The 6858-nt window shown below is 64.1% G+C and carries 7 protein-coding genes and 1 riboswitch; of the genes, 5 read left to right on the top strand and 2 right to left on the bottom strand.

The genetic code is table 11. The features are described from left to right. Window positions 1–221 precede the first annotated feature (221 nt). Window positions 222–1415, top strand: a complete 1194-nt coding sequence (locus tag DEVEQU_RS19395) for a GTP-binding protein (RefSeq protein ID WP_126152260.1) — start codon at window positions 222–224, stop codon at window positions 1413–1415. Window positions 1416–1573: 158 nt separating this feature from the next. On the opposite strand, the gene DEVEQU_RS19390 is transcribed toward DEVEQU_RS19395, so the two are convergent. Both DEVEQU_RS19390 and DEVEQU_RS19385 read right to left on the bottom strand, forming a co-directional pair. Then, complete coding sequence (locus tag DEVEQU_RS19390) at window positions 1574–1930, bottom strand: DMT family protein (RefSeq protein WP_126152259.1); 357 nt, start codon at window positions 1928–1930, stop codon at window positions 1574–1576. 103 nt (window positions 1931–2033) lie between these two features. After that, entirely contained in the window at window positions 2034–2285 is a 252-nt protein-coding gene (locus DEVEQU_RS19385) for a DUF2164 domain-containing protein (RefSeq protein WP_126152258.1), read from the bottom strand. A gap of 100 nt (window positions 2286–2385) precedes the next feature. Between DEVEQU_RS19385 and DEVEQU_RS19380 the strand changes: the two genes are divergently transcribed. From DEVEQU_RS19380 to DEVEQU_RS19365, 4 genes are all read left to right on the top strand, one after another. Beyond that, the gene (locus DEVEQU_RS19380) at window positions 2386–3039 is read left to right on the top strand and encodes a hypothetical protein (protein ID WP_126152257.1); all 654 of its coding nucleotides are present in this window, start codon (window positions 2386–2388) and stop codon (window positions 3037–3039) included. A 20-nt stretch (window positions 3040–3059) separates the two neighbouring features. Next, a riboswitch (cobalamin riboswitch) is annotated at window positions 3060–3276 on the top strand. Window positions 3277–3419: 143 nt separating this feature from the next. Beyond that, window positions 3420–4091 carry an energy-coupling factor ABC transporter permease gene (locus DEVEQU_RS19375; protein WP_126152256.1) on the top strand — a complete coding sequence of 224 codons (672 nt, stop codon included), beginning with the start codon at window positions 3420–3422 and terminating at the stop codon, window positions 4089–4091. Window positions 4092–4157: 66 nt separating this feature from the next. Then, entirely contained in the window at window positions 4158–5216 is a 1059-nt protein-coding gene (gene cobW / locus DEVEQU_RS19370; RefSeq protein WP_126152255.1) for a cobalamin biosynthesis protein CobW, read from the top strand. Between the two features lie 210 nt (window positions 5217–5426). Beyond that, on the top strand, window positions 5427–6858 hold a 1432-nt coding region (locus DEVEQU_RS19365; protein WP_206437896.1), incomplete at its 3' end, for a cobaltochelatase subunit CobN.

Genomic DNA, 6858 nt, shown 5'->3' with positions numbered 1-6858 from the left:
CCTCGATGGCGACCGCCTCTTCCTCCACCCCATGGGCCTCAGACAGCAATTGGCGGACCAGGCGCGCCTGCGCCTCCCTCAATCCCTCCCCTCAAGGGGGAGGGAGGCGAAAGGACACCTAGCCAGATTGCAGAACGCCCAAAGTGAACACTGCTCCCCAGGGGGAGGTAGGCGAAAGCCGTGAGGTCGTCAGCATTTCACACTCCCAAGGCTCCCCAATCATGCCCCGCAAACTTCCCGTAACCGTCCTCTCCGGCTTTCTCGGTGCCGGCAAGACCACACTGCTCAATCACGTCCTCAACAATCGCGAGGGCCGCAAGGTCGCGGTCATCGTCAACGACATGAGCGAGGTCAATATCGACGCCGCTCTGGTTCGCGATGGTGGCGCCAATCTCAGCCGCACCGAGGAAACCCTGGTGGAAATGTCCAATGGCTGCATCTGCTGCACCCTGCGCGACGACCTTCTGGCCGAGGTGACCCGTCTCGCCGCCGAAGACCGCTTCGATTATCTGCTGATCGAATCGAGCGGTATTTCCGAGCCGCTGCCTGTTGCCACCACCTTCGATTTCCGCGACGAACGCGGCTTCTCGCTCTCCGACCTCACCCGGCTCGACACCATGGTGACTGTGGTCGATTGCGCCAATCTGCTCAAGGACTACGCCTCGCATGACTTCTTGCGCGATCGTGGTGAAACGGCCGGGGAGGGCGATGAGCGCAGCCTCGTCGATTTGCTGGTGGAGCAGATCGAATTTTCGGACGTGGTGGTGCTCAACAAGATTTCGACCGCCACCGAAGCCGACCGCAATGCGGCGCGCACCATCATCAAGGCGCTCAATCCTTCGGCCCGCATCATCGAGACCGATTTCGGCCAGGTAGCGCTCGACGACGTCCTCGATACGGGTCTGTTCAACCTCGAAGTGGCCGAAACCAACCCGCTCTGGTTCAAGGAGCTCAACGGCTTCAAGGATCATGTCCCCGAGACCGAAGAATATGGCGTGCGGTCCTTCGTCTATCACGCACGCCAGCCTTTCAACCCACTGCTGCTGCACCGCTTCATCAACTCGTCATGGCCGGGCGTCATCCGCGCCAAGGGTTTCTTCTGGCTCGCGACCCGTCTGCATCACGTGGGCGAGATCAGCCAGGCCGGCGCTCTGGTGCGGACGCAGCGCCGTGGTGTGTGGTGGGCCTCCGTGCCGCCGCAGCACTGGCCCGACAACAAGGAATGGCGCGATTCCATGGCGCCCTATCTCGACCCGATCTGGGGTGATCGCCGCCAGGAAATCGTCTTTATCGGTACCGACCCGATGGACGAGGCCGACATCCGCAAACGCCTCGATGCCTGCCTGGTCCCCGCCCGCACCATCACCCCCGAAGCCTGGTCAAAACTGCCCGACCCGTTCCCCGCCTGGGGGTGATCGGCATGCACTCTCGGCCCCACCGCGCGTCACCCTCGGGCTCGACCCGAGGGCTCTGCACTAGAATGTGATGCCGGGTTGTGAATTACCCTCGGGTCAAGCCCGAGGGTGACGACCCAAGTGAGTTGTGACACCCCGCATAGTGCGAAAACTGCGCCCTATTTCAGCGGGCCCTTGAAAATGAAAAATGCGCCGAGCCCGATAAAGGCGAAGCCCACCCCGTGGTTCCAGGTCAGCTTCTCGCCGAGATAGAACACCGCGAACAGCGCGAAGGCGCTGAGCGAAATCACCTCTTGTATCGTCTTGAGTTCCGCCGCCGAATAGACCTGGTAGCCGATACGATTGGCCGGAATGGCCAGCCAATATTCGAAAAAGGCGATGCCCCAGCTGATCAGCACGATCACCCATAGCGCCGCGCTGTGGAATTTGAGGTGCCAGTACCAGGCAAAGGTCATGAAGACGTTGGAAGCGATCAACAGCCCGATTGGGGCCAGGGTCGGAACGTTGAAGCCCAAGGCTTCCTCCTGCGCAAACCGGCCTCTGGGCCGGTCGCGCCTTTTATCACTCCTTGGACGGCGGAAAAGCGGAATTTACGACAGGCAGCCCTGCGCCTGTTGCTCAGCGCGCCTTGGTCGGCCGCTCGAGCGAGAAGATCTCGTCGCTGACATCGTCGATCTTCTTGCGCACCAGCGCCTGGGCGTCATGCAGCCCGCGATTGTAGAAATAGGCGCCCATCTTCTCGGCAAAAAACTGCATCAGCATTTCCGCCGGAATGGCGCCGATCGACTGGTCCAGCTCCAGGCGGAAATAGTCCTGGATTTCGGCGACGATGGCCTTGGTTTCGTCGCGGTCGAATTTGATCGGCTTCATCGCAAAATTGCTCCTTCAGGCCCCGTTCATACGCCGAGTCGCCAATTGCGGGCGAACACCGCTTGCGACACAATAGCCGCACCCCGAGGAGATCCCCGTCATGCTCGCCCGCCTTTCGCTCATCGCCCTGGCCACCGCCCTTCTTGCCGCCGCTCCGGTGGCGGCCAAGGACAAGGTCAAGGCCGCCGATTCCGACACTCTCGCCTGCGCCGGCGTCTATGGGCCGGAAAGCAATGAGGCGCTGGTCAAGGAAACCTTCGGCGCCGAAAACGTCGTCACCGGCATGGTCTATGGCCCCGAAGGCATCGAGATGATCGCCACCACCGTCTATCCCGACGATCCCGAGCGCAAGATGGAGTTCGGCTGGTTCGACGACGAGAACCTCACCTACCTCTCCTATGTCGAGCTCTCCCCCAGCCAGGCCGCGCCCGGCGGCGTCAAGCTGGGCATGAGCGTCGCCGATGTCGTCGCGCTGAATGGCCAGCCCTTCATCGTCGGCGGCTTCTGGTGGGATTATGGCGGCTACGCCAATATCGAATCCGGCACCCTGGCCGGCGAGCAGGAGGGCGGCTGCTACATTTCCATCCGCTTCTCCCCCGAGGAGGACTACCCCGCCGATCTCGACGTCACAGCCATAGCAGGCGAAGTGCAGGTCCCCAGCGACGAGCCGCTCCTGGCCAAGCTCGATACCCGCGTCGGTGTCCTCTCGGTGGGCTATGCCTGGCCCGATGCGCTGCCCCAGCCCGAATATTGACCCGGCCGCCCGCTGCGCTTAACACTGCCCCATAGGTTGGTTCTCTGCGCCCGGAGTGGCAAGGGGATCAAAAGGGAACACGGTGAGGCGTACCCATCAGGGACCGAATCCGTGGCTGCCCCCGCAACTGTAAGCGGCGAGTGCCCCCAGGACGCCACTGGTTTCGCAAGAGACCGGGAAGGCTGGGACGCACGGTGACCCGTGAGCCAGGAGACCTGCCAACCTCTGACTGAACACTCGACTGTCGGTGGGACAGCTGGAGGCACGATGATTACGCCGTCAGGGTAAATCCCGTCGGGGCTGCGCTGCCCCATGAATGTCCCGCGTTCACGCGCCGGCGTTCCCGCTCCTCATCGCCCTCCTGTTCCGGAACCAGTCCGATGCATATCGAACCCGATCTCGTTTCCCCCGAGAAGATGCTTCTCGCCTATGCCACCGCCGCTGCCGCCGGTGCCATGACCGTCAAGTTCGCCGCCGACACGCTGCGCGAGCGCGGCTTGGTCTCGCTGCTGGCGCGGACCGTGCTCGCCACCGGCGCCGTCTTCTGCTTCTTCGAAGTCTTCCCCCATTACGCGGTGGGTGTCAGCGAGGTGCACCTCATCCTCGGCTCCACCCTGCTACTGATCTTCGGCGCCGCCCCGGCCGCCATCGGCCTGGCGCTGGGTCTGCTGATCCAGGGGCTGTTCTTCGCGCCCTTCGACCTGCCGCAATATTTCGCCAATGTCACGACGCTGATCGCCCCGCTGGTGGCCATCAAATTCCTGGCGGATCGCATCATTCCGGCCAATACACCCTATGTCGATCTTCGCTACGGCCAGGCCCTGGCGCTCTCGGCGACCTATCAGGGCGGCGTGGTGCTCTGGGTGGCCTTCTGGGCCCTCTATGGCCAGGGCTTTGGTGCAGAAAACCTCACCGATATCGTCACCTTCGGTGGCGCCTACATGCTGGTGGTCCTGCTCGAGCCGCTGGTCGATCTCGCCGTTCTCGCCGGCGCCAAGCTGGCCCGCGGCCTCGCCCGTACCGGCCTCGTCATCCCGCGCCTTTTCGCCTGATCCTGCCCTGTCTTCCGGCGCGTCGTCCCAATGCGGCGCGCCCCATATTTTAAGGACCCCACGTCCATGACCGCAAAAATCCCCACCACCGTCATCACCGGCTTTCTCGGCGCCGGCAAGACTACGCTGGTGCGCCACATGCTGGCCCACGCCCCCAAGGGCAAGCGCATCGCCCTGATCATCAACGAATTCGGCGATCTCGGCGTCGACAAGGACATTCTGGCCGGTTGCGGCGATGAAACCTGCCGCGAAGAGGACATGGTCGAGCTCTCCAATGGCTGCATCTGCTGCACCGTGGCCGATGAATTCATCCCCACCATGCAGGCTTTGCTCGCCCGCGACGAAAAGTTCGATCACATCGTCATCGAAACCTCCGGCCTCGCTTTGCCCCAGCCGCTGATCCGCGCCTTCAATTGGCCCGAAATCAAGGCGCAGGTCACCATTGATGGCGTCGTCACCGTCGCCGATGCTGCCGCTCTCGCCGAGGGCCGTTTCGCCAGTGACGAAGCCGCCGTCGACGCCCAGCGCCGCCAGGACGAAATGCTCGACCACGAGACCCCGCTGGGCGAACTGTTCGAGGACCAGCTCTCCGCCGCCGACATGATCATCATCAACAAGACCGACCTGGTCGATCCGGCCATGCTCGAAAAGGTGGAACAGAATATCCGCGCCGAACTGCGCCCCGGCGTCGGTATTGTCCGCGCCGCCAATGGCCATGTCGATATCGCCGCGCTGCTGGGCATGGGCATGTCCTCGGAAGATGACATCGCCAACCGCCCCAGCCATCATGAGCTCGAACATGGCGGCGAAACCCACGAGCACGATGATTTCGACAGCTTCTCGCTCACCCTCGATGCCATCAAGGGCAAGGACGACCTGCTGGCCACCATCGAGGACACCATCAAGGCCCATGACGTGCTGCGATTGAAGGGCTTTGCCGCCATCCCCGGCGCCGCCGCCCGCCTCGCCATCCAGGCCGTCGGCCCCCGTGTCACCGCCTATTTTGACCGTCCATGGAAGCCTGGCGAAGCCAAGGTCACCTCCCTCGTCGTCATCGGCGAAAGCCCGCTGGATCGCGACGCGATCGTCGAAAGCCTCCGCCGCTCCGAGCCGGTCCCGGCCTAGGATCCTGCGCATGTTCTGCTTGCAGCACCCCCACCCCATCCCTCCCCTCAAGGGGGAGGGGGCGATTCTGTGCATGCGACACCATGCTGCCCAAGACGCCAGCCCAAAGCCCCTCCCCCTTGAGGGGAGGGGTTGGGGTGGGGGTGCTGCGCCCTCCAACGCCGCGATGCCTGTACAATTCCGCCCATCCTCGCTTGTCGAGGCCCGCTAATGCACCTGCTCTCCGCCCAGGCCGGTGCCATCCAGCAGGAAGGCGAGGCCATCGACCTCGCCCAGTTGCCGGGCGCCTATATCTTCGCCAGCTCCGCCGATAGCGAACTGGCCATGCTCGCCGCTGCCGCCGACCGGGCAGGGGAGGACGATCTCCGTCTCGCCAACACCCTGCGCCTCTCCAATAATCTCTCCGTCGATATGTGGCTGGAACAGACCGTCGCCCATGCGCGCCTCGTCGTCCTCCGCCTGATCGGCGGCGCCGCCTATTTCCAATATGGCGTCGACGAACTGAGCGCCCTCTGCACCAATAAGCGCATCCCGCTGGTCCTCCTCCCCGGCGACGCCAATCCCGACCCCATCCTGCAATCCCGTTCCACGATTTCCCCCGACGACTGGACCGCTCTCCACGCCTTTTTCATCGCCGGCGGCCCCGAAAACGCCGATGCAATCCTTGCAGCATTCTCTGCGCTCGCCGCCTCTGCACATCTCCCTCTGGGGGAGTGGTCGGCTGCATCGCCGCGGGGTGTGGGGGCCTTCTTGGGCACGCTTCAGCCCCATCCCTTCCCCCGCTTCGGCCTCTGGCACCCCCAAACCGGCATGACTGACGAAGCCAGCCTGCATTCCGTGCACACGGCTCCTGCGCCTCCCTCCCCCTTGAGGGGAGGGATTGAGGGTGGGGGTCGACCGGCTCCTGCCGAAGCAGCCTCCCGCATCCCCATTCTCTTCTACCGCGCCGCGCTGGAAGGCGCCGGCACCGCCACGCTCGAAGCCCTGATTGCCGAGCTCGAAGCCCGCAGCCTAGCCCCGGTACCGGTTGTGGTCTCCTCGCTCAAGGACGCCTCCTGCATCCGCTTCGTGCAACAGACGCTCGCCGCCTTCCCGCCCGCTGCCATCTTCAACCTCACCGCCTTTGCCCTGGGCGTCGCCGACCTCTCCGAGGCCCAAAATCCTTTTGCCGGCACCGATGCGCCGGTGATCCAGCTCATCCAGTCCGGCCGCTCCCGCGAGCAATGGCTGGCCGATCCGCAGGGGCTCTCCTCCAAGGACATGGCCATGTATCTGGTCATGCCCGAAGTCGATGGCCGCATCGGCGGCATTCTCGTCGGCCACAAGGCTGATGCCGTCTGGCACGCCCGCACCCAGTGCCCGCTCTCCGCTTATGCTCCCGAACCCGACGGCATTTCCCGCGCCGTCACCCTCGCCTTCAACTGGGCCCGCCTCCGCGCCACCCCCCGCTCTGACCGCCGCATCGCCATCATCCTCTCCAACTACCCCATCCGCGACGGCCGCCTCGCCAACGGCGTCGGCTACGACGCCCCGGAATCTACGGTGAGGATGCTGATGGCTCTGGAGCAGGCGGGGTATGATCTCGATGATACCAAGCCCACCGGCCCAAAGCCCCTCCCCCTTGAGGGGAGGGGTTGGGGTG

The organism is Devosia equisanguinis (assembly GCF_900631955.1).
Taxonomy (GTDB): domain Bacteria; phylum Pseudomonadota; class Alphaproteobacteria; order Rhizobiales; family Devosiaceae; genus Devosia; species Devosia equisanguinis.
The sequence above is the reverse complement of the archived record's forward strand: the minus strand, read 5'-3'. Positions and strand labels throughout refer to the sequence as shown.

Excerpts from the sequence above, each read along its gene's own strand:
- DEVEQU_RS19395 (WP_126152260.1), top strand. The coding sequence starts at position 222 with ATGCCCCGCAAACTTCCCGTAACCGTCCTCTCCGGCTTTCTCGGTGCC.
- DEVEQU_RS19385 (WP_126152258.1), bottom strand. The coding sequence starts at position 2,285 with ATGAAGCCGATCAAATTCGACCGCGACGAAACCAAGGCCATCGTCGCC.
- DEVEQU_RS19380 (WP_126152257.1), top strand. The coding sequence starts at position 2,386 with ATGCTCGCCCGCCTTTCGCTCATCGCCCTGGCCACCGCCCTTCTTGCC.
- DEVEQU_RS19375 (WP_126152256.1), top strand. The coding sequence starts at position 3,420 with ATGCATATCGAACCCGATCTCGTTTCCCCCGAGAAGATGCTTCTCGCC.
- cobW (WP_126152255.1), top strand. The coding sequence starts at position 4,158 with ATGACCGCAAAAATCCCCACCACCGTCATCACCGGCTTTCTCGGCGCC.